The organism is Mesorhizobium denitrificans, assembly GCF_003403035.1.
GTDB lineage: Bacteria > Pseudomonadota > Alphaproteobacteria > Rhizobiales > Rhizobiaceae > Mesorhizobium_G > Mesorhizobium_G denitrificans.
The window spans coordinates 114,687-139,926 of the sequence record NZ_QURN01000001.1; the positions used below are offsets into that span (position 1 = coordinate 114,687).

The following is a 25,240-nucleotide window of genomic DNA, read 5'->3' on the forward strand; positions in this document are numbered from 1 at the left end:
AGGGGGCGCGCGTGGGTTCGCTGTCGATTCAGAATGTCACCAAATCCTTCGGCAAGGTGGATGTGCTGAAAGGAATTGATCTTTCCGTCGATGACGGGGAGTTCGTCGTTTTCGTTGGCCCTTCCGGCTGCGGAAAGTCCACGTTGCTGCGCATCATCGCCGGGCTGGAGGATGCGACGTCCGGGTCGGTTCAGATCGATGGCCAGCACATCAACGACGTGCCACCCGCCAAGCGTGGCATCGCGATGGTGTTCCAGACTTATGCGCTCTATCCGCATCTCAGCGTGAAGAACAATATGAGTCTTGGCCTGAAGCAGGCCGGCGAAGACGCCAATGAAATCGAACGCCGCATTGGCGTTGCGTCCACCATGCTTTCGCTGGAGCCCTATCTGGAGCGGCGCCCCGCCGAACTTTCGGGCGGGCAGCGGCAGCGCGTGGCAATCGGGCGCGCGGTCGTGCGTGAGCCAAAATTGTTCCTGTTCGACGAGCCGCTTTCCAATCTCGACGCTGCGCTGCGCGTCAACACCCGGCTGGAAATTGCCGAGCTACACCGCCGCCTGAAATCGACAATGATTTACGTTACCCACGATCAGGTTGAAGCCATGACGCTGGCCGACAAGATCGTGGTGCTGAGCGCCGGACGCATCGAGCAGGTCGGCGCGCCAATGGAGCTTTACAACAACCCGGCAAACACGTTTGTCGCCGGATTTATAGGCTCACCCAAGATGAACTTCATCGACGGTGCGCGGCTGGGCGACAGGGCCAAAATCGTGGGTGTGCGACCGGAGCATATTTCGGTGGACGCCAAAAGCGGCGACTGGAAGGGCGTCGTTGCCCATGCCGAACATCTCGGTGCGGATACGAACCTCTATCTCGACACGGAAAAGGCGGGACGCATCACTGTGCGCCTGTTTGGCGAATATCGCGTGGAGCCGGGTGCGGTGCTGTATGCGACACCCCAGCAGGGCCGGACCTATCGGTTCGACGCAGACGGGCGGACGTGGCGTTAAGCAGCCAGGTTTAGGAATTGGCGCGCGTTGGAGCGCCGGCTACCGATCCCCGCACGACCAGATCGACCGGCCATACTTCGCCGCTTTTTCCTTCTTCAAGGCCGGAAATCCGCGCGGCCAGCCTTTCGGCGATCCGCGCACCGGCCAGTCGGATTGACGATCGTGTCGTCGCCAGCGGCACTGAAAAATTCTCGGGCTTCAGCCAGGGAAAAACGTCGTCATGCGCAATCAGCGACATATCCTTGGGGATCTCTATCCCAAGATCACGCGCAGCCCGAACCACGCCCAGTGCCATGATGAGACTTGAGCAGATAATGGCTGTTGGCCGTGGCGATGTTTCAAGCAAGCTCCGCGCCGCTCGATAGCCGTTCTCTTCCGTCATCGCAAACGAGCGGATCATCGGAGTTGCAAGCACTAAACCGCTTGCAGCAAGCGCATTGCGCAATCCACGCTCGCGAAAAACTGCGAATGTCTCAGCTCTCTGACCATTTATGAGTGCAATTCGCGAATGCCCGAGTTGTACCAGCAGGCGACCCGCTTCGTGAAACGCACCTTCATTATCGATGTCCATGAATGGATAGTCGAAATGCAGCCCCTCGCTGCGGCCATGCACGATATAGGGAAGCCCTAGCTGCTCCAGCAGCTTGATCCGCTTGTCGGCAGGCTTGGGTGACGAAACATAAAGCGCATCCACCTGCTTGTTCGCCACCACCCGACGATAGGTGGTTTCCTCGTCCTGCGCATCGGCGGGGCTCAGCACCAGATCGAAATCATGCGCCCGCGCATAATCTCCTAACCCCGAAAGAAATTCCACGAAGTGCGGGTCGATGTCGACTGCGCTTCCAGTGGGCAGCACATAGCCGATCATCCCGGCCTTGCCGGTCGCCAGCCGTCGCGCGCTCGGATTTGGGCGATAGCCATGTCGCCGCGCCGCATCCATCACACGGCGACGCGTCTCCTCATTGACCTCAGGATAGCCGTTCAGCGCACGGCTGACCGTGGTCTGTGAAAGCTCCAACATCTGCGAAAGCTGTTTGAGATTCATGGTATTCCCCAAAGCGCTTTGATTATTGCGCCAATTTTCGAATTTTCAAGATCGTTTGGCGAATAGCAGGCGTTATACGGCCATAAAAATCTACCTTACAAAAATTCAATCGATTTATGTCACAAGAGTATTGACAGTTTCGGCGTTTAATGGCTCAAATATCAGAACCAAAGCGCTTTGAGGAAGCGCGCCGAGTGGAGGCTCGGCGGTTGGAAACTACCACGGGAGGAGTTGCCATGAAGAAGAGTCTATTGCTCGGCGCAGCATTTTTGCTCGCTGCTTTCAGCGCGCCTGCATCGGCGGAACTGAAGTTCAAACCGGGTGAAGATTCCCGGTTCGACTGGGCCAATTATGACGAGTTGAAAAAGGTCGATCTGAAAGGCGAATCCCTTTCGATTTTCGGTCCTTGGCGCGGTGAGGACGAAGCGCTTGTTCGCTCTGTTCTGGAATATTTCTCCGAAGCCACTGGAGCGACGATAAATTACGCTTCGTCTGAAAATTACGAACAGCAGATCGTTATCGATACGCAGGCCGGAAGTCCGCCGAACATCGCTATTCTGCCGCAGCCGGGTCTGATTCAGGATTTGGCCTCCAAAGGTCTTCTGGTTCCGCTGGATGATGCAACCGCTTCGTTCGTGAAGGACAATTACGGCGCTGGCCAGTCGTGGGTCGACCTCGGCACCTATAAGGACAAGGACGGAACGGCGAAGTTCTTCGCTTTCCCATATAAGGCCGACCTCAAGTCGCTGGTCTGGTATGTGCCGGAAAACTTTGAGGAAAATGGCTACGAAGTTCCCAAGACCTGGGAAGAAATGATGAAGCTTTCCGACCAGATCGTCGCTGATGGCGGTGTGCCGTGGTGCATTGGTCTGGGTTCGGGCGGTGCGACCGGCTGGCCTGGGACGGACTGGGTAGAAGACATCATGCTGCGCACCCAGTCGCCTGAAACCTATGACAAGTGGACCCGCAACGAGATTCCGTTCAACGATCCGGCTGTGGTTGGTGCGCTGGACATTTTCGCCAAGATCGCGACCAATCCGAAATATGTCGATGGCGGTGTCGCTGCTGTTGCCGCGACTGACTTCCGCGACAGCCCGAAAGGTCTCTTCACGGTGCCGCCAAAGTGCTACATGCACCGTCAGGCATCGTTCATCTCGTCCTTCTTCCCTGAAGGGACCAAGCTGGGCGAGGGTGCAGACTTCTTCTACCTGCCCGCAATGGATGCCCATGCAGATCTCGGCAAGCCGGTGCTTGGCGGCGGTACTTTGGTGACGATTACCAAGGATTCCAAGGCCGCGCGCGCTTTCGTCGAGTTCCTGAAAATGCCGCTGGCACATGAAATCTGGATGGCGCAGTCCGGTTTCCTCACCCCGCTCAAAACCGTGAAGCCGGAAGCCTATGCGAATGATGCGCTTCGCCGTCAGGGTGACATTCTGGTGAACGCCACGACTTTCCGCTTCGACGGCTCGGACCTGATGCCAGGCAAGATCGGTGCGGGTTCATTCTGGACGGGCATGATCGACCTCGTCGGCGGCAAATCGCCTGAGGCAGTTGCGACCGATATCCAGAAGAGCTGGGACGCAATCAAGTAAAGTAAGTTCCTCCCGGGCCTCATGGCCCGATGGTCGTGGGCTTTTCGGGGTCCACGACCACCTCCAGCACAGACTGGAGAGCTTGGTCTTGCACGGTCAGACTAGAGGGGACGCGTTATGGCTTCGCAGATTCTTTCCGCCATCATTGTGATCGTTGTGGGCGTGGGCGGTTGCCTCGCTTACTTCTGGGGCGCGAACAAGCTGGTTGATCTGGTCTATCCCTCGCGAGGGGTGAGCGGAACGGCAGCGGTCGATAATCTGCGGCGGCAGGGACTTGTCCGTCCGTGGCTATTCATCGGTCCGGCCATCCTGATCCTCGGCGTCTACCTGATCTATCCGGTTGTCTCGACGCTGCTCTATTCCTTCTATGACAAGGGGGGCGACAATTTCGTGGGCCTGAATAATTATCGCTGGCTGCTCGGCGATGAGGAGTTTCGCAACTCGCTGCTGAACAATCTGATGTGGCTGATTGTTGTGCCTGCGGCCTGCACTTTTCTTGGGCTTATCATAGCGGTACTGACCGATAAAATCTGGTGGGGCACGATTGCGAAAAGCCTGATTTTCCTGCCGCTGGCGATCTCTTTCGTCGGCGCGTCGGTGATCTGGAAATTCGTCTACGAATATCGCGGTGACGGGCAGGAGCAGATCGGCATCCTGAACGCGATTGTTCAGGCGTTTGGCGGCCAGCCGCAGGTCTGGATATCGCTGCCCTTCTGGAACAATTTCTTCCTGATGATCATCCTGATCTGGATTCAGACCGGCTTTGCGATGGTCATTCTCTCCTCGGCCCTGCGCGGCATACCGGAGGAAACGATTGAGGCCGCCGTTATCGACGGCGCAAACCCGTTCCAGATTTTCTGGAAGATCATGATCCCGCAGATTTGGGGCACGATCCTCGTGGTCTGGACGACGATAACGATCCTCGTTCTCAAGGTTTTCGACATTGTTTTGACCATGACAAACGGCCAGTGGAACAGTCAGGTTCTGGCGAACCTCATGTTCAACTGGATGTTCCGGGGCGGCGGTGATTTCGGGCGTGGCGCGACGATTGCCATCGTCATCATGATCGGCGTGCTGCCCATCATGATCTGGAATATCCGGCAGGCGAACAAAGAGGGAGGGCGCTGAGATGGCACAGGCAAGTGGCAAGTCCGCAGGCAAATCCTTCTTCGGCCGCTTCGGCGTTCATCTGGCGGTTCTGTTTTTCGTCCTGATCTGGACGCTGCCCACGATCGGCATTCTGGTCACGTCCTTGCGTGACAAAAACCAGATCGTCGCATCTGGCTGGTGGACGTCTTTCTCGTCTTCAATGCAGACCTCTGCAACACGCCTTTCGCCCCCTTCAAGCCAGGTCCAGAAAGACGGCAAATTCGTTATTGAAGGCAATCTTTTCGAGACGCCCGGTTCTTCCGCCGTCAGCGCATTCGGAACGCGTTCGGCTCAGCCGACTGAGTTCAAGGCAGGCGACGTTGCAGACTTGAAGGATGGGGTTACACTGCAGGTGAACGCGGATGGCTCATATGTTTTCGCCTCGCCAGTTGCCTTCGATGGCGATAATGGCCGCCGCGTGTACTACGCCGCGACCATGCCGCCCAAATTCACCACCGATAATTACAACACCGTGCTGTTGTCCGAAGGCATTGGGCGCTCGTTCCTCAACTCGCTGACGGTCACGATACCGGCCACCATCATTCCAATCATGATTGCAGCATTCGCAGCCTATGCGCTGGCATGGATGCGGTTTCCGGGACGGGCGCTGTTGATCGCGGTAATCATCGGCCTGCTTGTCGTGCCGCTGCAAATGGCGCTTATTCCGTTGCTGGAACTTTACAACGGCGTCGGCAATCTGTTCGGGGTGCCGTCTAAAACCTATCTCGGCATATGGCTGGCGCATACCGGCTTCGGCCTGCCCTTCGCAATCTATCTGTTACGCAGCTATATGGCTGGCCTGCCGCGCGAACTGATGGAATCCGCGCGCATCGACGGTGCAAGCGATTTCGAGATTTTTACCAAGATCGTGCTGCCGCTGTCATTCCCGGTGCTGGCTTCCTTCGCCATTTTCCAATTCCTGTGGGTGTGGAACGACCTGCTGGTGGCGATGGTGTTCCTTGGCTCCGGCAACGATCAACTGGTGCTGACCGGCAGGCTGAACGCACTGCTCGGTTCTCGCGGCGGTGACTGGGAGATCCTGACGACATCGGCATTCATCACCATCATCGTGCCGCTGCTCGTGTTCTTCTCGTTGCAGCGCTACTTCGTGCGCGGCCTGCTGGCCGGCTCGGTTAAGGGAGGTTGAGAATGGGCGAGGCATTGCGTCGCGTCGAAGCGCAGCCGGAGGCCGCGCCGGATCGGGACTGGTGGCGGGGAGCGGTGATCTATCAGATCTACCCGCGCAGCTATCAGGACTCGAATGGCGACGGCATCGGCGATCTTCGCGGTATCATCGAGCGCTTGCCCTATGTGGCCGAGCTTGGTGTCGACGGCATCTGGATTTCGCCGTTCTTCACCTCGCCGATGAAGGATTTCGGCTACGATGTTTCAGACTATCGCGGCATCGACCCGATGTTCGGCACGCTCGCTGATTTCGACGATCTGATCCGCACCGCGCATGAGCTTGGCCTCAAGGTGATGGTGGATGGCGTGATTTCGCATTCGTCAGATCAGCATCCCTGGTTTGTGGAAAGCCGCTCCTCGCGCACCAATCCGAAAGCGGATTGGTATGTGTGGGCCGACGCGAAACCGGATGGCACGCCGCCCAACAATTGGCTGTCGATTTTCGGCGGTTCGGCGTGGCAGTGGGATACGCGCCGGATGCAGTATTACCTGCATAATTTCCTGTCGGAGCAGCCGGATTTGAACTTTCACAACCGGGATGTGCAGGGTGCGCTACTGGATGTCGTGCGCTTCTGGCTGGATCGCGGTGTAGATGGCTTCCGGCTGGATACAATCAACTTCTATTTCCATAGCGAAGGGCTGGAAGATAATCCGCCGCTGCGCCCGGAAGATCGAAACGACCAGACCGCACCAGCCGTGAATCCGTATAATTTTCAGGACCACATCTACGACAAGAGCCGCCCCGACAATCTGAAATTCCTGGAGCGGTTCCGCGCTGTGCTGGACGAATATCCGGCGGCGGCATGTGTCGGCGAGGTGGGCGATTCCCAGCGCGGGCTGGAGGTCGTGGCTGCCTACACATCCGGCAATAACCGCGTGCATATGTGCTATGCTTTCGACTTTCTCGCGCCGGAAAAGATAAGCGCCGAAAAGGTGCGCGCCGTGCTGGAAGATTTCGGCAGGGTGGCGCGCGACGGCTGGGCTTGCTGGGCATTCTCGAACCACGATGTCGTGCGCCATGCGTCACGCTGGGGTGCCGGCGAGCATGACCGCCAAGCCTATGCCAAACTGCTGTCGGCACTCATCATGTCGCTGCGCGGATCGGTCTGTCTCTATCAGGGCGAGGAACTTGGGCTGACGGAAGCCGAGCTTTCCTTCGAGGATTTGCAGGACCCCTATGGGATTCGCTTCTGGCCGGAGTTCAAGGGTCGCGACGGTTGCCGCACGCCGATGGTTTGGGAACGCGCCTCAAAGAATGGCGGCTTCTCCAGTGGCAAGCCGTGGCTGCCTGTGTCGGAGGAGCATTTGCCGCTGGCGGTGAGCCAGCAAGAGGGCGACAAATCTTCCGTGCTGGAACACTACCGGCGGTTTATTGCGTTCCGCGCTGCGCATCCGGCTTTTGCCAAGGGTGAGATCGAGTTTGTTCACGCAAAGGGCGATGTCGTCGCTTTCGTGCGCAACTATGGCAATGAGAGCATTCTGTGCGTTTTCAATCTGGGCGCCGATAGCCAGAGCTTTGACAGCAAACTGAAAGCCGAGCCGCTGAGCGGCCACGGCTTTGCGAGCGAACGCGTTGGAGACACGATCAAGCTAAAGCCATACAGCGCCTTTTTTGGGCGGATTCTGTAGGCGACGATCTGGGAGGAAGAAATGGCAAATCTGAAACTTCGCAGTGTCGAGAAAGCCTATGGTTCGATCAAGATTCTGCACGGTATCGATCTCGATATTCAATCCGGCGAGTTCATTGTTTTCGTGGGGCCATCAGGCTGCGGAAAGTCCACTCTGCTGCGCTCCATTGCGGGGCTTGAGGAGATCACCGGCGGAACGCTCGAAATCGACAATGAGGTGGTGAACGATGTGCCGCCATCCAAGCGCGGCATTGCGATGGTGTTTCAGTCCTATGCGCTTTATCCGCACATGACCGTCTACGACAACATGGCGTTCGGCATGAAGATCGCCCGCGAAGACAAGGCAGAAATTGATCGCCGCGTGCGACAGGCGGCAGAGATTTTGCAGCTTACGAAATATCTGGATCGATTGCCTAAGGCGATGTCGGGCGGGCAGCGGCAGCGCGTTGCGATCGGCCGCGCGATTGTGCGCAATCCGAAGGTGTTTTTGTTCGACGAACCGCTGTCGAATCTGGACGCGGCGCTGCGCGTGGCAACCCGCATCGAGATTGCCAAGCTCAAGGAATCCATGCCGAACACGACAATGATTTATGTGACGCACGATCAGGTGGAGGCCATGACGCTGGCCGACCGGATCGTGGTGTTGAAGGATGGCCATGTGGAGCAGGTCGGCTCGCCGATGCAACTCTACAAGAAACCAGGAAATCTGTTTGTTGCGCAGTTCATAGGCTCACCGGCCATGAACATTCTGCCCGCCCGCGTGGCAAAAGCAGGCGCGACAACCGAGGTAGCTGTTGATGGCGGCAGCAGCGTTTCCGTGCCCATTGCCACGCCTGCGGGCGCGGCGGGCACGGAAATCAGTTTCGGCGTTCGACCGGAGGACCTCTATGTGTCCAAAGGAACGAAGGCGTTGTTCGAAGGCAAGGTGGATTACATCGAGCAATTGGGCGAAGTGCAGCTTGTCTATGTGGACATCGGGCGCGGGGCGGACAGGCCGCTGACCGCCAAGTTGCCCGGCAATGCTGCCGTCGAGCGCGGTCAGACGCTGCGGCTGGATGCCGATAGCGGCGATTTGCACATTTTCGATGCCAATGGCTCGTCTTTCGTGCCGCATGAGATTGAGGCAAAGGCGGCGTAAGGCCGGGAGGCTATTGCGGCAATCGCCGCCACGAATATTTGCCGGCGGGCTTATCGTCGCGTACCGATGGCTGGTTGTACAAGCCCAGCCCTTTTACGCGGCCTTCCTCGATCCAGCGCAGAAGCACGGTGTGCGAAATCTCGAACTCCGTGAACCCCACGCGCAGCATATGCGAAAACTGGTCCGGCAATACCTGTCCGACCGCGCGAACCGCGCCCTTGTAGCCATAGCGTCGACGCAGAAGCTCGGCCTTGGAAAAGCTTCTGCCATCGCTGAAAGCCGGAAACTCCAATGCGACCAGCGCCAAGCTTTCGAGATGCTCGGCAATCGCCTCGATCTTGTCTCCCGGCTTGATGCGCACGCCGGTGCGATGATTGGCACTGCGCCGCGCTTCCGCATCCAGCGCCAGAAACGCGTCCAGCGGCAAGATCACATCGCCGGTCGCGGCCAGCCCGTCAGCGTCTTCGACGTGCCGCCAGGTATCGTCACGAAAACCGTCGAGCGTCCACAGGCGCACGGCTGGCTGTTCGGCAGTTTCACTCATTCAGATTGATCCGTTCTTATGCGCGTCAGTGACCGCTATTTTCCAGCGAACGATCCAGTCCGGCAAGGTGGATGCCACACTCGACCTTTGCCTGACCCGCCCAGCGTCCGCTGCGCGCATCCTCGCCGGGCTTTACCGGCTGGGTGCAGGGAAAGCAGCCTATCGAGAGGTAACCATAGGCGACAAGAGGATTTTCGCGCAAGGCGTGCGCGCGCATGTAATCGGCAAGCTCGGAGGTGGTCCAGCGCGCCAGCGGATTGATGCGAAGGCGCGGGCCGACCGTTTCGAACGCAGCCAGCCCGGCGCGCGTTGAAGCCTGAAAGCGCTTACGTCCCGTGAACCATGCGCGGAACGGCTCCACGCCACGGGCCAGCGGCTCCACCTTGCGGATTTCGCAGCAGGCGTCCGTATCGCGCTGATGCAGCGTTCCGTCCGGATCTTTTTCGCGCAACGCCGCTTCTTTCGGCGTTAGAATGCGAATGTTGCGCAGGCCGAAATCAGCGACCAGCGCGTCGCGATACTCCAGCGTTTCGCCAAAATGCTTGCCCGTATCGAGAAAGAGCACTGGCAAATTGCGGTCGATCTCGGCCACCATGTGCAGCAGCACTGCGGAATCCGCACCGAACGACGAAACCGCCGCAACGCCGCTTATGCCAAGGCGCTCGACCGAGCGGGCGATGATTTCCTGCGGCGAGGCTGCACCGTAGCGCGCCTCCAGCGCTGCGGCTTCGATTGCGGCCTGCTCTTCCGCTAGCCTTTCGGCCTCAGGCGGCTTTGGCTTCGCTACCATAGAGCGCCTCCTTGAAGGGCGCTTGCCCAACGCGACGATAGGTGTCGAGAAACTTCTCGCTCTCATCGCGCCGCACCACAAGATAGGTTTCGACGATTGTCTCAATCGCGTCTGTGATTTCTCCCGGCCCGAAACCGCGCCCGATGATTTCACCTACCGATGTGTTTTCATCGCCGGAGCCGCCGAGCGTGACCTGATAGAGCTCCGCGCCCTTCTTCTCCACGCCCAGAATGCCGATATGGCCGACATGGTGATGCCCGCAGGCATTGATGCAGCCCGAAATTTTCAGCTTCAGCTCGCCAATATCGCGCTGGCGTTCCAGCGAGGCGAAGCGCCGTGAAATATCCTGTGCGACCGAGATGGAGCGGGCATTTGCCAGAGCGCAATAGTCGAGGCCGGGGCAGGAGATAATATCCGTGATGAGGTTGGAATTGGCCGTTGCCAGGCCGATCTCCACCAGCCTGTCATAGATGGCGCGCAGGTCCGCACGCGCCACATGCGGCAGGATCAGGTTCTGCTCATGGCTGACGCGGATTTCGTCAAACGCGTAGCGCTCGGCAAGGTCTGCAATCGCATCCATCTGGCCGTCGCTTACATCGCCCGGCGTTTCGCCAATGCCTTTGAGGGAGATGGTCAAAGCGGCATAATCGGGATGGCGATGCGTGATGACGTTCTGGTCCAGCCATTCCGAGAAATCACGCGAGTCGAGCCGTGCGAGCTTGATCGTCTCGTCGCCTTCCGGCCGGGCGGGTAATTCCGGCGGTGCAAAATAAGCCTGAATCGCCTCAATGTCCGACCGCGGCAGCGTGAGTTCCGTATTCTTCAGATCTGCCCATTCAGCCTCGACCTGACGTGCAAATTCTTCAGCGCCCGTTTCGTGAACGAGAATCTTGATACGCGCCTTGTATTTGTTGTCGCGACGACCGTAGAGATTGTACACGCGCAGGATCGCAGTGGTGTAGGAGAGCAAATCCTGCTCAGGCAGAAAATCGCGGATTTTCTTCGCCACCATCGGCGTGCGGCCCAGACCACCCCCTACATAAACCGAGAAGCCAAGTTCGCCCCGCTCGTTCTTCTTCAGATGAAGGCCGATGTCATGCGTCTGGATCGCAGCGCGGTCGCGATTTGCGCCCGTCACGGCAATCTTGAACTTGCGCGGCAGATAGGAAAACTCGGGATGCAGCGACGACCACTGTCGCAGGATTTCCGCATAGGGGCGGGGATCCGCAAACTCATCCGCAGCAGCGCCGGCGAAATGGTCAGCGGTCACATTGCGAATGCAGTTGCCGGAGGTCTGGATGCAATGCATCTCGACGCTGGCAAGATCTTTGAGAATAGCTGGAACATCGGACAGCGCAGGCCAGTGGAACTGCAGGTTCTGCCGGGTGGTGAAGTGACCATAGCCCTTGTCATAGGTGCGCGCGATATGCGCCAACATCCGCAACTGCCGGGAGTTGAGCGTGCCGTAGGGGATCGCGATGCGCAGCATATAGGCGTGAAGCTGCAGATAAACGCCGTTCATCAACCGCAGCGGGCGGAACTGATCTTCTGTTATTTCGCCGGCTAATCGCCGATCAACCTGGTCCGTAAACTCGCTGACACGAGCTCTCACAAAATCATGGTCGAATTCATCGTAACGATACATCGTCTTCGCCCTGGGTTATGCCGCTCGCGCTTGCTTGCCGTGGTCGGTTCTGTTCGTTGGTCCCGCCGCGCGGATACGTTCGCGCAGGCGCAGCGGCACAATCTTTTCATCGACGAGCTGCACATCGATCACATCCACATCGAGCGCGAAGTTGGTCGCGAATGCTGCCTTGCCGATTGAATCAAGCCGTTCTTCACCCGCCTTGTCGGCGGCGAGCGCAGCGCCTTGCAAGGTTTCCTGCCAGCCATTGACGTCCGAGTACCAGATGGCCTCGCCGTCGGTCAGCCGGTTTGCCGTTAGAACTTTCATGCCGCTTCTCCCAGAACGTTCTGGCGTGCGGGCTTCGACACCGACGCGAATGGCGCGACCACGCCCGGCACGAGTTCGTAAGAAACAGCAGCGGCCCGCAGCGCTGCAATCTCATCGCCAGCCTTGCCGAACATCAGCAGATCACCGAGCTTCAGGCGCACAACGCGCTTGCCCTCGGTTGCCAGCTTCACCAGCAGATCATTGATGTCGCGCTGGGTGGCGGCATCGCAGTGCTTGCCGACCGCGACGCGTTCGGCATCGCGGCGGCCCATCGCGACGAGCGTTTCCGGCACGTTCACGTCGTGGACGATCACGTCAGCTTCCATCAGGTGACGTTGCGCGCGCAGCGTAAGCAGGTCTTCCGCACCGGGACCCGCACCCACCAGCGACACATGGCCGGTGATGCCCTGCCGCCTCAGCAGCAACTCAGTCGCCGCCGCGCGGGCCTCCTCGATGTGGCCGATTTCCATCTGGCGCGCAGGCTCGCCCGCGAAAAAGTCGGACCAGAACCGACGCCGCGCAGAACCCTTGGGCACAAACCGCTCAACCGACGCGCGAAACGTTTCGCCAAGCGACGCCAATGCACCCAGCGAGGGCGCCAGCATACGATCAATGCGAGCGCGCAGCATCTGCGACAGAACCGGCCCGGTGCCTTCCGTGCCAATGGCAATGCAGACCGGCGCGCGGTTCACGATGGCTGGCGTGTAGAAATCGCAGAGTTCTGGACGGTCCACGGCGTTTACCGCAATGCCAAGCAGTCGCGCATCTTCGCTCACCTGACGGTCGAGCACTTCCCCGCCGCTCGCGGCAAAAACCAGCCGCGCGCTATCAAGGTGGTGGGCCGTGTAGGCTTCGGCGATATGTTCTGCGCTGTTTTGTGCGATCCATGCCGCGAATGAGGTTTCGACTTCTTCTGCAACGATGCGCAGCTTTGCCGAAGATTGGCCGATCAGCCGCGCTTTTGCGAAAGCTTCATCGCCGCCGCCGACGATAACCACCACCTCATCCGCAACGCGGATGAAAACCGGAAAAGCGTTGAGTTTTGGCGCAGATGCCGTCACGGCTTCGGACTCCTGAGATCAGGACCGTTTTTTACCCGCTGCGCGCCAGTCGCATAAGAAACCCACTCGCGTGACGATCAGGTCGCGCCAATGTTTTTTGCCGCTGTATGAAGTTAGAGAGAAAATTATTCCTGAGCGTTAAAATCAGAGGTTGCTCTGCCCCTCATCCCGCTGCCGCGACCTGCTCCTGCGAGGGGAGAAGGAGGATGGCTGAAATGTCCCGATCATTCCGCAACCTTGGCGATTGAAGCCAGCGTTACAATTTCTCCCTTCTCCCCTTGTGGAAGAAGGGCGCGGCAGCGGATGAGGGGTAATGCGCGATGCTTTGAGAACTTGCGCTACGCTTTACCCCACGAATGCGCGTTCCAGCACGAAGCTGTTGGGGCTGTTGAGCGAGCCTTCCTCGAAGCCGAGTTTTTCGACCAGGGCCTTAACATCCTGAATCATATGCATGGAGCCGCAGATCATGACGCGATCCGTTTCAGGATTGAGCGCATCAATGCCAAGATCGGAATAGAATTTCCCGCTCTCGATCAGATGCGTGATGCGGCCCATATGCGAGGTCTGCTGGCGCGTGGTGGTCGAATACAGCGTCACGCGCGGCGCAAATTCGCCGATAAGCGGGTCTTCTGCGAGATTGGAGATCAACTCCTGCCCGTAAACAAGCTCCGCAGCATCGCGGCACGTATGCGTCAGCACAAGCTGGTCGAACTTGTCATAAGTGTCCGGGTCGCGCACGAGGCTGGCGAAAGGCGCAATACCTGTGCCCGTCGAGATCATGAACAGCCGCTTACCCGGCGTAAGCGCGTCTACCACCAGCGTTCCGGTGGACTTCTGGCGCATCAACACCGTATCGCCCGGCTGAATGCGCTGAAGATGCTGCGTCAGCGGACCATCCGGCACCTTGATGGAGAAAAATTCGATCTCTTCATCCCATGCGGGAGACGCAATCGAATAGGCTCGGAACACCGGCTTTTCAGCGTTCGGCAATCCGATCATCACGAACTCGCCCGAACGGAAGCGGAAGCTCTGCGGGCGCGTGATGCGGAATTTGAAAAGCCGATCCGTATAGTGGTGCACGGACACCACCGTCTCGGCATAGACATTAGCCGGAATGGGAAATTTGGGCGCGTCGCTCTCGACTGCCTTGATGGATGTTGAATGCTGCATAGAAAGTCAGGACCTGTTCAAAAAAGCGGGGCCTTGTGTCGGAAGTTTATTAGTATACAAACGATTATCCGGTCAAGATTGAAGCCTGAAACCCGGTTCCAAAGATAAGCACCGGAGCAGGTCGCACGTTTCGGAAACTGTCGATGGCGAAGAATATTCCCGCGCCGGGCGAAACTTCGAAAGAAGCAGTGGTCGCCGGCATTGATGTCGGCGGAACTTTTACTGATCTTCTTTTGATCGATGGACGAAGCGGTCAGGTGCGCCTCGCCAAGACCCCGACCACGGTTGAAAATCAGGCGCATGGTGTCGTCGCAGCGCTGAATCAGACCGGGTTCGATATTTCGGAAATCGATCTGATTGTTCACGGCACGACCACCACGACCAATGCCGTTCTGGAACGCCGTCTCGCCAAAACCGGCTTGATTACCACACGCGGCTTCCGCGATGTGCTGGAGCTTGGCCGCCGCACGCGCCCCCAAGCCTATGGCATGACTGGCACGTTCACGCCGATCATTCCGCGCAATCTGCGGCTGGAAGTGACTGAGCGCGTGGAAGCCTCGGGACGGGTGCGCGATCCGCTGAACGAGGAAGAACTGCGCGGCGCGATACGGCAATTGCTCGATGCGGGATGCGAAGCGCTGGTCATCCACTTCCTGCATTCCTACGCCAATCCGGCGCATGAGCGGCGCGCGGCGGAAATCGCGGCAGAGCTTTGGCCGAATGACTACATCACAACCGGCCACGCGCTGTTGTCCGAAGCGCGGGAGTATGAGCGTGGCGTTACGGCTGCGGTGAATGCCTCGGTGCAGCCCATTCTTGAACGCTATGTCGAGCGATTGCGTCGGGAACTTTCCGCGCGCGGCTACGGTCGCGACTTCCTCATAATGAATGGCAATGGCGGCATGATTTCCGCCAGCTTCGTCAGTCGCGAGGCGGCAAAAACGGTCATGTCAGGCCCGGCGTCCGGCGTGATTGCCGCTGCCTACACGGCGAAGCGCGCGGGTTTTCCCAACATCGTGACGTATGACATGGGCGGCACCTCGACCGATGTCGCACTCATTCGAAATGCACAGCCTGCCGTCTCGAACGAGATCGAGATCGAATATGCCATGCCGATTCATGTGCCGATGGTCGCTGTGCATACGGTTGGCGCGGGCGGTGGGTCCATTGCGCGCGTGGATGCATCCGGCCTGATCCAGATCGGCCCGGAAAGCGCGGGCGCAACACCCGGCCCGATTTGTTACGGACGCGGCGGCAAGGAACCCACCATCACAGACGCCAATCTGGTTCTTGGGCGGCTGAGCGCCCGCAAACTGTTGGCGGTGGATTCACCTGTAGGCGTGGAGGACGTGACAACCATCTTTGCCGAGCGCATTGGCAAGGCCGCAAATCTGGATGGCGTCAGCGCTGCCGGCGCGGTGCTGCGGCTCGCCAATGTCAAAATGGCTGGTGCTGTACGTATGGTGTCCGTGGCGCGCGGCCATGACCCGCGCGACTTCGCGCTGTTCGCTTTCGGTGGGGCAGGGCCGCTACACGCCAGCGCGCTTGCGCGCGAACTTGGTCTGCCAAAAGTCATCGTGCCCGCTCGCCCCGGCATTACCAATGCGCTTGGCTGCGTAGTGGCCGATCTGCGGCAGGACTTTGTGAATACTGTCAACCAGCCGGTCGCCATTCTGGACGAAGCTCGTATGCGCGCCATTCTTGCGGCACAGCGCGCGGAGGGCGAGGCTCTGATCGCCAAGGAAGCCGTCAAGCCGAAGCGCATCGAGGTTACACATTCCGCCGACATGCAGTTTGTGGGACAAACGCACATTCTCAACGTGCCGCTGCCTTCGGGTGAGGTGGACCGCGCCGCGCTGCAAGCGCTTTTTGAGCGCGCCTATTTCGCGCGCTTCAAGGTGGAATTGCCGGAAATCCGTGCCAATCTGGTAAGTCTCAACACGTCTGTTACGGGCATGCGTCCGCAGGTTGATCTGTCGCGGCTGATCGATCCGGCTGGACGTGCCGCCACGCTGGATGGTGCCTTGGTCGAGCGACGCCCCGTCTGGTTCGATGGAGAGTGGCAGGATACGCCGGTGTACGATCGCCAGAAGCTACCGCTTGATGTGGCAATCACCGGCCCCGCAATTCTCGAACAGCTTGACGCGACGACCGTGCTGGAACCCGGCGACCACGCAACCTGCGACAGCGACGGCAACATCATCATCGAAATCGGGGGCAGATCATGAGCCTCGACGCAATCACCCTGTCCGTCATTCAAGCCGCATTGCAGCAGACTTGCGACGAGATGGACCTCACCTTTTCGCGTGCAGCCTTTTCTCCCGTCATAGCCGAGGCCAATGACCGCTCGGACGGCATTTATTCGGCGGAAGACGGATCGCTGATTGCGCAAGGCTCCGAAGGGTTGCCGGTGTTCGTTGGCGTCATGCAATATTCGACGCGTACCATCATCGAAATGATCTGCGACGGGCGTTGTCTGCCGCCGGAGCCGGGCGACATTTACATCGTCAACGATCCATATCTCGGCGGCACGCATCTGATGGATGTGCGCTTTGCAATGCCCGTCTGGCGCGACGGCAAGGTTTTCTGCTGGCTCTCCAATACCGGGCATTGGCCCGATACGGGCGGTGCGGTGCCGGGCGGGTTTTCCGCATCGGCTACGGCGGTTGAGCAGGAAGGCTTGCGCCTGCCGCCGGTGAAGCTTTTCAAGAAGGGCGTGCTGGACCCCGAAATTCACGCCATCATTTCTTCGAATATTCGCGTGGCCGAACAGCGCATTGGAGATATTCGCGCGCAGGCGGCTGCGCTGCGGGTCGGTGAGGAACGGCTTTCAGCAATACTGGATCGTTACGGAGACGAAACGGTTATTGAGGCCATTGCGGAATTGCGTCATCGCGCGGCGGACCAGATGCGCGCGCATATCTCCCGGATTCCCGACGGCATGTATCGCTCGAAAGCCTTCATCGATTCCGACGGCGTGGTGAACAAGCCGCTGACCATCGCGCTGGTGGTGGAAAAGCACGGCGACACGCTGACCTTCGATTTTTCGCAATCCTCGAAGCCTTGCGCCGGACCGATGAACAGCGTGCTGGCCACCACGCTGTCGTCCGTTTATCTCGCCATGCGCCATATATTCCCGGATGTGCCGATCAGCGCGGGCGCGTTTGAACCGCTGATAGTGAAGACGCCCGAAGGCACTTTTCTTGATGCGCATTATCCGCGCCCGGTGTCCGGCTGCGCAGCGGAAGTTTCGCAACGCATTGCCGAAGCGGTGTTTGCGGCGATGGTGCAGGCGATTCCCGATCTCGTTACCGCCGCGCCCGCCGGTACGAGCGGTAATTTCGCGCTGGGCGGGCATGACCCGGAGCGCAAGCGCGATTTCGTGATGTACCAGATTTCAGGCGGCGGTTATGGCGGCAATGCCTCGCAAGACGGCCTCACCAACGGTTGCTCGACCATCGGCATATCCAAATCTCCCCCGGTCGAAATCATGGAGCAGGCATTCCCGGTTCTCTATCGCCGCTATGCCATGCATGAGGGCTCAGGTGGTGCCGGAGCGCATCGCGGCGGCTTCGGCCTGTCCTATGAGGTCGAGTTGTTGCGTGGCGAGGCGCGCGCTTCCTTCGTCATGGATCATGGCCGGTTTGGCCCTCAAGGTGCGCTTGGCGGGGCGGACGGCGCACCGAACAAGGTCACCGTGTTCCGCAATGGCGAGGCGCATGTGCCGGGGCATTTGTCGAAGGAGCAGGATATACCGCTGAAGGCAGGCGACCGCGTTTGCGTCGATACGCCCGGCGGCGGCGGTTATGGCAATCCGCGCGACCGTGATCCTGAAGCCGTGAGACGGGATATCGAGATGGGGTACTATACCGAGGAGCAGGCGAGAGCACTGTTTGGATGAGGAGGCACTTCCTACGCAATCTTGCTCAGCAGTCGCAGCAAGGTTTCCGCTTCGCGCGTGGATAGCGGCGCTAACGTTTCCTGCGTAATCTCCTTCGCAAGAGACACCAATTCGCGCACGGCTTGATCGCCTTCCGGCGTGATGTGCACCGTCAGGCGGCGCTTGTCGCTGGCATCCTTTTCGACCGTTAGAAAGCCCCGCGTCTTCAGTCGGTCGATGACGCCCTTGATCGTCGCGGCATCCATCGCCACCATCTGACCAAGCTGGTTTTGCGACGTGTCGCCATGTTCATGCAACATGGCGAGCGCTGCAAATTGCGGTGGCGTCAAATCCCCGATCCGCGACGCGAATATAGCAACGTGGCGCTGATGCGCCTTGCGCAGCACGAAACCGATCTGGTCCTGCAAGCGGTATTCGGCGGGCGGCTCGTTCTCGACGCCCGCAAGCTTGAGAATGTTTTCGCCCGCGCTCAACGCTGGCCGTCCCATGCCTTGATGTCTTTCGCTTCCAGCCCGCCCATGCGGTTATGAATGCGCGGGCCGCTGGTCATCACCAGAATGAACAGGATTTCATCCGCGCGCGGACCGTCGGGGATGCCTACTTCCATCGCATCGAAATGACCACGCACATAAGAGGCGTTGATATGGCCTATTGGGACATCCATGCGCGCGCCAAACGCGCCGACCTTCTTGGCGGATGGCACGATGGCTTTTGCCTCGCCCAACCGCTCGCGCATCGCGTAACCGCCCGGCACATGCCAAAGCGCACCATGTTCGAGTTCGCCTGCCGCACCGACTATTGCGCCCTTGCCGTAACCGTCGATGCCATCCTTGCTGCCGAGCGCCTCGATAAGCCTGTCGGCCAGCATCAGGCCGAGCGGCTTGAGATCATCCATCGCGGGCTGCAACTCTTCTACATATCGGCCCGCAAAGGGGTTTTTCACCAGCGCCATCGCTGCCGCTCGACGGCGTGGCACGGCTGCGACCGGCCCGCCATCGTGGAAGATTTCTTCCACCTCCACGACAATTTTTCGGATCGGAAATTCAGGCATTCTGGAGACTCCCTGATAGTGCTTGTGTTTGCGGCGGCATTGCCACCGGCATACCCTGTGTCATGCGCCATTGACTATTCAGAAATAGTGCGGCTGCTGAAATCAACCCACACGTGCGCAATTCGTCTGCCTTGCGCAATCCCGCTTCGAGCGCGCGCGCAGCCTCTTGCGCTGTGAGGTTGCCTACATCCACCGTGACCAACCTGCCGCCCAGATCGCTGTCGGGTTGTAGTGATTCAGCAGGCGCGCGGCGAATGCTGCCATGCCCCGGCAGATCGACTGCATTTGCGATGATCGTCGCTGCCGCATCAGCTTCTGTGCCTGTTCGCGCCAGCACCGTGACCGCGTCGGCAATGCCGAGCGAAAAGCTGCGCCCGCGCCAGCCGCTCGTCGCGACGCCGCGCGTTTCGTCATCCGCCCCAATGAATATTCGATCCTCGAAATCGTTTCCGGTTCCGGCAATAGCCAGTGACATGTTCGCGCCAGCGCCAAGATAGAGCGCGCTGTCACCGCCATTGTTCACATAGGCCTTTTTGAGCCGCCGTCCGGCGATCATATGTGCCAGCACCTCATCGGCGACCGCTCCGGCGACCGCCGCCATCGGCGTGATGAATGCTGGGAAAAACACCTGCGCCGCCGCTTCCATGCTCTGCGCAATCTTGCTGCCGAATGCTCGCTGCTCTGCGTGCACAGGCGCGCGGAGGTTTGGCAATTCCGCAACAAGCTCATCCAGGATGGTGCCGAAGCGCGCCACGGCCTGATGATAGGCGCGCTGCACTTCATCACCCTCGCCAAACGCCTCTGCGATAATATCAATCGGCCCATGATTGAGGTGCAGCCTGCGACCGAGCATAGTGGCTTGCGGCGGGCTCATCATCGCGCGCCGCCCAGTTTTGCCTGCTCGATCTGCGCTTGCAACGGCCACGGATTGTCGCGAGGCGCGACTTGTTCCGTGCGCGCGTTCCAATATTCGCCGCCGCGCGCAAGCACATCTTCGACCGTGCGGATTTCTTCCGCATACCCGCCGAGCGCCAGATAATCATCACGCCGCAGCGTAAACTCGATGGGTGCGACCAGCGCGGGCGTCGGCACGTAACCGAAAGCGTTGTCCGGCACGCGGGTAACGTCGACCATCAGCGTGATGCCGCCACCCGGCCACACATAGACCGGCGCACCGCCAACCGTCACATAGGTTTGCAACCCCTGCACAGAGCGGGTCAGATTTACCGGATTTTCCACCACGCCCGCTCGCAGAGAGCCACCCGCGCCGCCGATAAACAGAACGGTACACAAAGCCGGTTCACAGTTCTGCTCGATCAAATCCACCGACTTCTGCAGGCGTTCCGGAAACGGTTTCAGCACCGGCTTCAAATCGTCGTCCAACTCGTAATAGGCAAATTGCTCGCCAGTCGTGGAAACCATCATCAGCGACAGGCCGGGCCGCGCGCCCTTGGCCGCGTTCCACGGCCCCAATATTCGCAATGGATCGTCAATCGCTGTGCCGCCCCAGCCGAGCCCAGGCTCTGCCACCTTGAAATACCGTCCTGGCGTGGACCGCCTGCCAACGATCTTGATGCCGGTATCTTCCCAGCCGATCACCTTGCCCGCCTGGTGTTCCGAGACAACGCCGGTGATGTGGTCATCCACGACCACCACCTCGTCCACCAGCCCACGCCATTGTTTCGCAAACATGCCGATGGTGGCCGAACCGCAACCGACGCGCATGCGCTGCTCGGTCTTGCCGTCGATCACCGGCGGCTTTCCCGCCTCTACGATCAGGGTCGCGCCGCCATCAATTGCGAGTTCGACCGGCTGGCGATTGCACAGCGCCAGCAGCGTGTCGCAGGTCACGCGGCCCTCCTGCTTCGAGCCCCCCGTCAGATGATGGACGCCGCCCAGCGACAACATTTGCGAGCCATACTCGGCTGTGGTGACATGGCCGACTGCTTCGCCCTGCGCGCGCACGATTGCTGTTTCCGGCCCAAGATGGCGATCGGTGTCTATTTTCACCTTGACGCCGCAATAAGAGAAAATCCCCTCGGTCACGACCGTCACCAGATCGACGCCCTCGACCTCCTGACTGACGATGAATGGTGCGGGTTTGTAATCCGGATAGGTGGTTCCCGCGCCGATGGCGGAAACGAACCGCTGGCGCGTGTTCACCAGAGAGCCATCCCATTCGCTGCTCTCGAACGCGACCGCCGGTTCATGGTCGAGAATGCGCAGCGGATCGCAGCGCGTGATCTTTCCGCCGAAATTGCCATAGCGATCGCACGCGCCCGTGCGCCCCTCCGCTATGTAGCACATCACCGGACAGGCATCGCAGCGCAGCTTTTCCGCGACCTGCTTGTCGCCCGGCTCATGTGTTTCGAAACGTTCGGAAAGCTCGCTCATCGGCTTGCCTCCTTGATCGCCGCCAACACACGTGTCGGCGTTGCCGGAACCTTCGTCACCAGTGCGCCGGTTGCATGGCGAATTGCGTTGAGTATGGCAGGCGCGGTGGGGATCAGCACATGCTCGCCCAGCCCTTTTGCGCCGAACGGACCTTCACCATCAGGCACCTCGACCAAAATCGTTTCGATGGGCGGCACATCGCCAATCGTCGGGATCAGATAATCATGCAGGTTTTCCGTGCGACCCGGCAGATATTCCTCCATCAAGGCCATGCCGATGCCCTGTGCGATGCCGCCCTCGATCTGGCCTTCGGCCAGCAGGGGATTGATCGCCTTGCCGACATCATGTGCCGCCGTGATCTTCACCAGCTTTACCGTGCCGAGCCGCGTATCCACGTCTAGTTCGACGATCTGCGCGCCATAGCCGTACACCGCGTATGGCCGCCCTTGCCCTTTTTCATCCAGCGCGGTTGTCGGCGGATCATAAGTTTCTTCCGCCATGAACACATAACCGAGCTTATCCAGAGGTAGCGCGGCGAGGTCTATGGTGCGTCGCGCTTCTCCCTCGAAAATCGTCAAGCAACCGCTTTCCAGGGATAGCGCGGCGGCGTCGGAGACATTGGCAAACCGCAGAATTTTTTCGCGCAGTGCGCGGGCGGATTTCTCCGCTGCCTTGCCACTGACGAAGGTCTGCCGCGATGCGGATGTCTTGCCCGCATCGGGCGTCAGCGCCGTATCCGCGCTTACCAATTCGATTGCGGAAAGCGGTACGCCGAGCGCATCCGCCGCAATCTGCGCAATTACCGTGTTGGACCCTTGCCCTATGTCTACCGCGCCCTGATGCAGCCTGATCCGCCCTTCCGGCGAAACACCAATGCGAATTGTGGAAGGGTTCGGCAGCGAGGTGTTCCCGCAGCCATACCAGCAGGACGCTACGCCGATGCCGCGCCGCATCACGCCATTGCCTTTGTTGGCCTTCGCGCGGTCGTCCAGCGCACGCGCCCAATGCGGCCGCAACGCTTCCAGACAGTCTGCAATGCCTACGCCGCTTTCCAGCACATGGCCGGTTACGGTTGCGTCTCCATTGCGCAGCGCATTGACTATGCGAAACTCCAGCCGGTCCATGCCAAGCTTTTCGGCAAGCTCGTCGTAGAGCGTTTCCTGCATTATCGTTGCTTGCGGCACACCAAAGCCGCGAAACGCGCCCGATACTGGCCCATTCGTGTGGATTGCGGCGCTGTTCGCGCGATAATTCGGCGTTTTATATGGGCCCGACGCGTGAACCGGCACGCGGTTGGCGACCGTCGGCCCCCAACTCGAATAGGCACCCGTGTTGAACACACCATCGAAGCGCATGGCGATGATGCGGCCACTCGCGTCTGTGCCGATTTGCGCCTTCATGCTGGCCGGGTGCCGCTTGGTCGTCGACATCATGGATTCCTGCCGCGAGTAGGCCAGCGCTGCGGCACGCCCGGTCTTCAGCGCTACCAGCCCGATAAGCGGTTGCACCGAAATATCCAGTTTCGAGCCAAATCCGCCGCCGGTAGCGGTGGGCACGATACGCACTTTCTCGACCGGAAGGTCGAGCAATTTCGCCGTGTCGTCGCGATCCATGTAGGGCGCTTGCGTGCACGCCGTAATTACCAGCGTATCGCCGTCCATAGCGGCAAAGCCAGCCTCCGGTTCGATATAGGCGTGTTCGACATAGGACGTTTCAATCGTTCCGTTCGCGATATGAGCCGCGCTTTTCATCGTTTCTTCAGGTGTGCCACGCTCGACCAGCCCGCGCACCAGAACATTATCCGGTCTGCTGTCGTGGATCGCGCCATTGGAGCAATCCGGCGTCAGGGCGTGGTCGATCTTCTCCCATTCGATGGGAAACGCGCCTGCATCGAAATCAGCGAGTGCGCTTCGTTCGATAGCAACCAGCGCCACCGCCTCGCCGCGAAATCGCACGAAATTTTCCGCGAGTGCTGGTTGATCGGCAAAGGCCGGGATTACGCCGAAGCGATTTTCGCCGGGCATATCCGATGCGGTGAATACGCCCGCAATTGCCGGGTTGGACGACTGGTATGCTGCGAGATCACCAAGCTTGAAACGGGCCTGATGATGGGGCGAGCGGATGACCACGACCGCCAGCGCGTCGCTCGGAAAACTGTCCGCACCGAATTTTTCGCGCCCGTTCACCTTTGGCACGCCGTCCAGCCGCACAGGTGAGGCTCCGACCGCTGCACCGTTTGATGGCTCGGCGCGCCGCGCTTGCGTATTGGTTCCGCTGGCAGCCAGAACAGCCGCAACAATCTTGCGATAGCCGGTGCAGCGGCACAGCACCCCGCCCAGCGCGTCGTTGACCTCGGCTTCGCTGGGGTGCGGGTTTCGCTCCAGTAGCCCGGATGCCGCCAGCAAAAATCCCGGTGTGCAGATGCCACATTGCGCAGCGCCGTGCGCGAGAAACGATTCCTGCAACGCCGAAAGTCGGCTATTGGCCAACCCTTCGACCGTGCGCACTTCGCAACCGTTCGCCGACGCGGCAGGAACAAGGCAGGCGCATACCGGCTCGCCATCCAGCAGCACGGTACACGCGCCACAGTCGCCCGCATCGCAGCCAAGCTTCGTGCCGGTCAAATGCAGTTCGTCGCGCAGAACATTGGAAAGCCGGGCCAACGGCGGGGCTTCGACCCGGACGTCTTTGCCGTTCACGCCGAGGGTGATGACAAGCTTGCTCATGCGGCGAGCTTTCCGGGACGCGAGATCGCATCAAACGCGCGATGAACGATTTCGCGAGCGGCGTCCAATCGGTATTCGGCACTGCCGCGCACATCATCGATCGGCGTGAGTTCGGTCATCGTGGCGGCTCCGATAATCGCTTCCGCCTGCGAAAACTCCTGACCGATCAGCGCTGCTTCCAGCGCTCGCATCCGTTGGGCGACAGCCGAACAGGCCCCAACGGCAATTGCCGCCTCTCGAATCCGTCCACCCTCAATCACGACTCTCACCGCTGCCATCGCGATTGAAATGACCAGATAGCGCCGGGCACCGAGCTTATAAAAAGCCGACAAACCCCTGGCTGCGTCCTTTGGAATATAGATCGCCGTCACAAGCTCATCGACCTGCCGCGCGGTCTTGCGGTTTCCCAGAATGAAATCTCCGAGCGCCATGCGTTGCGCGCCGCGCATCGATCGCAATTCGACTTCGACATTCAATGTGAGCAGCGGCGGCACGCCATCTGCCGCGGGCGACGCGTTGCAGAGATTGCCCGCGACCGTTCCGGTGTTCTGGATCTGCACGGAGCCGACTTCGCGCGCGGCCTGTTTCAGCGCATCGAAAGCCGGTGGCAATTCGGCGCGCTGAATATCTGTCCAGCTTGTCCGCGCGCCGATAACGAAATGGCTGTCGGTCTCGGAAATGCCCCGCAGCTCCGCAATGCCATTCAAGTCGAGCACGTTTTCGCGGATCGGGCGATTGCCCTGTGCAGGATAGAAATCGGTCGCGCCCGCCAGCGGTCGCCAGTCTGCCTGCGACAGCAAAGCCAGCGCTTCATCGACCGTGGTGGGTTTCGCGTAACGGGTCACGCAATGCCGTCCGTTGGGTCTGGAACCGACCATCAGCGATGGCCAAAATTCATTCGT

General features: G+C 59.7%; 20 protein-coding genes and 1 pseudogene. 8 read left to right on the top strand and 13 right to left on the bottom strand.

All coding sequences use genetic code 11. From position 1 onward, the window contains the following. Positions 1 to 11: 11 nt before the first annotated feature. Positions 12 to 1,010 (top strand): ABC transporter ATP-binding protein, encoded by a 999-nt coding sequence (locus DY251_RS00570; RefSeq protein ID WP_116621898.1) that lies wholly within the window; start codon positions 12 to 14, stop codon positions 1,008 to 1,010. 10 nt (positions 1,011 to 1,020) lie between these two features. On the opposite strand, the gene DY251_RS00575 is transcribed toward DY251_RS00570, so the two are convergent. Then, positions 1,021 to 2,055 (bottom strand): LacI family DNA-binding transcriptional regulator, encoded by a 1,035-nt coding sequence (locus DY251_RS00575; RefSeq protein ID WP_116621899.1) that lies wholly within the window; start codon positions 2,053 to 2,055, stop codon positions 1,021 to 1,023. Between the two features lie 236 nt (positions 2,056 to 2,291). On the opposite strand from DY251_RS00575, the gene DY251_RS00580 reads away from it, so the two are divergent. From DY251_RS00580 to DY251_RS00600, 5 genes are all read left to right on the top strand, one after another. Beyond that, complete coding sequence (locus DY251_RS00580; RefSeq protein ID WP_116621900.1) at positions 2,292 to 3,647, top strand: ABC transporter substrate-binding protein; 1,356 nt, start codon at positions 2,292 to 2,294, stop codon at positions 3,645 to 3,647. Between the two features lie 117 nt (positions 3,648 to 3,764). After that, the gene (locus tag DY251_RS00585) at positions 3,765 to 4,775 is read left to right on the top strand and encodes a carbohydrate ABC transporter permease (protein ID WP_116621901.1); all 1,011 of its coding nucleotides are present in this window, start codon (positions 3,765 to 3,767) and stop codon (positions 4,773 to 4,775) included. A gap of 1 nt (position 4,776) precedes the next feature. Next, positions 4,777 to 5,943 carry a carbohydrate ABC transporter permease gene (locus DY251_RS00590; protein ID WP_116621902.1) on the top strand — a complete coding sequence of 389 codons (1,167 nt, stop codon included), beginning with the start codon at positions 4,777 to 4,779 and terminating at the stop codon, positions 5,941 to 5,943. 2 nt (positions 5,944 to 5,945) lie between these two features. After that, positions 5,946 to 7,610, top strand: coding sequence for a beta-galactosidase BglA (bglA, locus tag DY251_RS00595; RefSeq protein WP_116621903.1), 1,665 nt, complete (start codon positions 5,946 to 5,948; stop codon positions 7,608 to 7,610). Positions 7,611 to 7,631: 21 nt separating this feature from the next. Next, positions 7,632 to 8,747, top strand: a complete 1,116-nt coding sequence (locus DY251_RS00600) for an ABC transporter ATP-binding protein (RefSeq protein ID WP_116621904.1) — start codon at positions 7,632 to 7,634, stop codon at positions 8,745 to 8,747. Between the two features lie 10 nt (positions 8,748 to 8,757). Here DY251_RS00600 and DY251_RS00605 read toward each other — a convergent pair whose 3' ends face one another. The 6 genes and pseudogenes from DY251_RS00605 to DY251_RS00630 all read right to left on the bottom strand — a co-directional run bounded on the left by DY251_RS00605 (position 8,758) and on the right by DY251_RS00630 (position 14,266). After that, positions 8,758 to 9,291, bottom strand: coding sequence for a DUF934 domain-containing protein (locus tag DY251_RS00605; RefSeq protein ID WP_116621905.1), 534 nt, complete (start codon positions 9,289 to 9,291; stop codon positions 8,758 to 8,760). Between the two features lie 25 nt (positions 9,292 to 9,316). After that, positions 9,317 to 10,081, bottom strand: a complete 765-nt coding sequence (locus DY251_RS00610; RefSeq protein ID WP_116621906.1) for a phosphoadenylyl-sulfate reductase — start codon at positions 10,079 to 10,081, stop codon at positions 9,317 to 9,319. Continuing rightward, complete coding sequence (locus tag DY251_RS00615) at positions 10,056 to 11,726, bottom strand: nitrite/sulfite reductase (RefSeq protein ID WP_116621907.1); 1,671 nt, start codon at positions 11,724 to 11,726, stop codon at positions 10,056 to 10,058. Before DY251_RS00615 ends, DY251_RS00610 begins: the two co-directional genes overlap by 26 nt. Before the next feature lie 15 nt (positions 11,727 to 11,741). Continuing rightward, positions 11,742 to 12,035, bottom strand: a complete 294-nt coding sequence (locus DY251_RS00620) for a DUF2849 domain-containing protein (protein ID WP_116621908.1) — start codon at positions 12,033 to 12,035, stop codon at positions 11,742 to 11,744. A 35-nt stretch (positions 12,036 to 12,070) separates the two neighbouring features. Then, positions 12,071 to 13,096 (bottom strand): annotated as a pseudogene (locus tag DY251_RS00625) (siroheme synthase family protein); the annotation flags it as partial. Between the two features lie 345 nt (positions 13,097 to 13,441). Then, complete coding sequence (locus tag DY251_RS00630) at positions 13,442 to 14,266, bottom strand: ferredoxin--NADP reductase (protein ID WP_116621910.1); 825 nt, start codon at positions 14,264 to 14,266, stop codon at positions 13,442 to 13,444. Between the two features lie 143 nt (positions 14,267 to 14,409). On the opposite strand from DY251_RS00630, the gene DY251_RS00635 reads away from it, so the two are divergent. Continuing rightward, positions 14,410 to 16,494: a hydantoinase/oxoprolinase family protein gene (locus tag DY251_RS00635; RefSeq protein WP_116621911.1), complete on the top strand. Its 2,085-nt coding sequence runs from the start codon at positions 14,410 to 14,412 to the stop codon at positions 16,492 to 16,494. After that, on the top strand, positions 16,488 to 18,167 hold the full coding sequence (locus DY251_RS00640; protein WP_116621912.1) for a hydantoinase B/oxoprolinase family protein: 1,680 nt from the start codon (positions 16,488 to 16,490) through the stop codon (positions 18,165 to 18,167). Before DY251_RS00635 ends, DY251_RS00640 begins: the two co-directional genes overlap by 7 nt. Before the next feature lie 11 nt (positions 18,168 to 18,178). Here DY251_RS00640 and DY251_RS00645 read toward each other — a convergent pair whose 3' ends face one another. Genes DY251_RS00645 through DY251_RS00670 form a run of 6 tightly spaced genes read right to left on the bottom strand, consistent with a single transcriptional unit; the run spans position 18,179 to position 25,183 of the window. Next, positions 18,179 to 18,640 (bottom strand): MarR family winged helix-turn-helix transcriptional regulator, encoded by a 462-nt coding sequence (locus DY251_RS00645; protein ID WP_245415802.1) that lies wholly within the window; start codon positions 18,638 to 18,640, stop codon positions 18,179 to 18,181. Further along, positions 18,637 to 19,218, bottom strand: a complete 582-nt coding sequence (locus DY251_RS00650) for an amino acid synthesis family protein (RefSeq protein ID WP_116621914.1) — start codon at positions 19,216 to 19,218, stop codon at positions 18,637 to 18,639. The genes DY251_RS00645 and DY251_RS00650 overlap by 4 nt, the downstream gene beginning before the upstream one ends. After that, positions 19,211 to 20,092, bottom strand: a complete 882-nt coding sequence (locus tag DY251_RS00655; RefSeq protein ID WP_116622264.1) for a UPF0280 family protein — start codon at positions 20,090 to 20,092, stop codon at positions 19,211 to 19,213. The genes DY251_RS00650 and DY251_RS00655 overlap by 8 nt, the downstream gene beginning before the upstream one ends. Then, positions 20,092 to 21,612, bottom strand: coding sequence for a 6-hydroxynicotinate reductase (locus DY251_RS00660; RefSeq protein ID WP_116621915.1), 1,521 nt, complete (start codon positions 21,610 to 21,612; stop codon positions 20,092 to 20,094). Before DY251_RS00660 ends, DY251_RS00655 begins: the two co-directional genes overlap by 1 nt. Then, entirely contained in the window at positions 21,609 to 24,338 is a 2,730-nt protein-coding gene (locus tag DY251_RS00665; protein WP_116621916.1) for a molybdopterin-dependent oxidoreductase, read from the bottom strand. The genes DY251_RS00660 and DY251_RS00665 overlap by 4 nt, the downstream gene beginning before the upstream one ends. Continuing rightward, complete coding sequence (locus DY251_RS00670; RefSeq protein WP_116622265.1) at positions 24,335 to 25,183, bottom strand: FAD binding domain-containing protein; 849 nt, start codon at positions 25,181 to 25,183, stop codon at positions 24,335 to 24,337. The genes DY251_RS00665 and DY251_RS00670 overlap by 4 nt, the downstream gene beginning before the upstream one ends. Positions 25,184 to 25,240 lie beyond the last annotated feature (57 nt).

Excerpts from the sequence above, each read along its gene's own strand:
- DY251_RS00575 (WP_116621899.1), bottom strand. The coding sequence starts at position 2,055 with ATGAATCTCAAACAGCTTTCGCAGATGTTGGAGCTTTCACAGACCACG.
- DY251_RS00580 (WP_116621900.1), top strand. The coding sequence starts at position 2,292 with ATGAAGAAGAGTCTATTGCTCGGCGCAGCATTTTTGCTCGCTGCTTTC.
- DY251_RS00585 (WP_116621901.1), top strand. The coding sequence starts at position 3,765 with ATGGCTTCGCAGATTCTTTCCGCCATCATTGTGATCGTTGTGGGCGTG.
- DY251_RS00590 (WP_116621902.1), top strand. The coding sequence starts at position 4,777 with ATGGCACAGGCAAGTGGCAAGTCCGCAGGCAAATCCTTCTTCGGCCGC.
- bglA (WP_116621903.1), top strand. The coding sequence starts at position 5,946 with ATGGGCGAGGCATTGCGTCGCGTCGAAGCGCAGCCGGAGGCCGCGCCG.
- DY251_RS00600 (WP_116621904.1), top strand. The coding sequence starts at position 7,632 with ATGGCAAATCTGAAACTTCGCAGTGTCGAGAAAGCCTATGGTTCGATC.
- DY251_RS00605 (WP_116621905.1), bottom strand. The coding sequence starts at position 9,291 with ATGAGTGAAACTGCCGAACAGCCAGCCGTGCGCCTGTGGACGCTCGAC.
- DY251_RS00610 (WP_116621906.1), bottom strand. The coding sequence starts at position 10,081 with ATGGTAGCGAAGCCAAAGCCGCCTGAGGCCGAAAGGCTAGCGGAAGAG.
- DY251_RS00615 (WP_116621907.1), bottom strand. The coding sequence starts at position 11,726 with ATGTATCGTTACGATGAATTCGACCATGATTTTGTGAGAGCTCGTGTC.
- DY251_RS00620 (WP_116621908.1), bottom strand. The coding sequence starts at position 12,035 with ATGAAAGTTCTAACGGCAAACCGGCTGACCGACGGCGAGGCCATCTGG.
- DY251_RS00630 (WP_116621910.1), bottom strand. The coding sequence starts at position 14,266 with ATGCAGCATTCAACATCCATCAAGGCAGTCGAGAGCGACGCGCCCAAA.
- DY251_RS00635 (WP_116621911.1), top strand. The coding sequence starts at position 14,410 with ATGGCGAAGAATATTCCCGCGCCGGGCGAAACTTCGAAAGAAGCAGTG.
- DY251_RS00650 (WP_116621914.1), bottom strand. The coding sequence starts at position 19,218 with ATGCCTGAATTTCCGATCCGAAAAATTGTCGTGGAGGTGGAAGAAATC.
- DY251_RS00655 (WP_116622264.1), bottom strand. The coding sequence starts at position 20,092 with ATGAGCCCGCCGCAAGCCACTATGCTCGGTCGCAGGCTGCACCTCAAT.
- DY251_RS00660 (WP_116621915.1), bottom strand. The coding sequence starts at position 21,612 with ATGAGCGAGCTTTCCGAACGTTTCGAAACACATGAGCCGGGCGACAAG.
- DY251_RS00665 (WP_116621916.1), bottom strand. The coding sequence starts at position 24,338 with ATGAGCAAGCTTGTCATCACCCTCGGCGTGAACGGCAAAGACGTCCGG.